The organism is Pseudomonas sp. I2, assembly GCF_040984075.1.
GTDB classification, from domain to species: Bacteria; Pseudomonadota; Gammaproteobacteria; order Pseudomonadales; family Pseudomonadaceae; genus Aquipseudomonas; species Aquipseudomonas guariconensis_B.
In genome coordinates, this window is the sequence record NZ_JBCGFQ010000260.1 from 1 (window position 1) to 255 (window position 255).

Sequence of the window (255 nt, forward strand, 5' to 3'; positions counted from 1 at the left end):
ATATCCTGGGCATCTGGATCGAGAACACCGAGGGTGCGAAGTTTTGGATGAAGGTCTTTAACGATCTCAAGACGCGCGGTGTCGAAGATGTGCTGATTGCCGTGACCGATGGCCTCAAAGGTATGCCAGAGGCTCTTAGTGCCGTGTTTCCAGAGACGACGTTGCAAACGTGCATCGTGCACCTGATCCGCAACAGCCTCGACTTCGCGGCCTGGGACAAGCGGCGGGCTCTGGCCAAGGAGCTGAAGCCGATTT

General features: G+C 56.5%; 1 protein-coding gene. It reads left to right on the forward strand.

Annotation, left to right across the window (positions count from 1 at the left end):
- A partial coding sequence (locus WCE05_RS26535; protein WP_368816909.1) for a transposase occupies positions 1 to 255 on the forward strand: 255 nt, incomplete at both ends.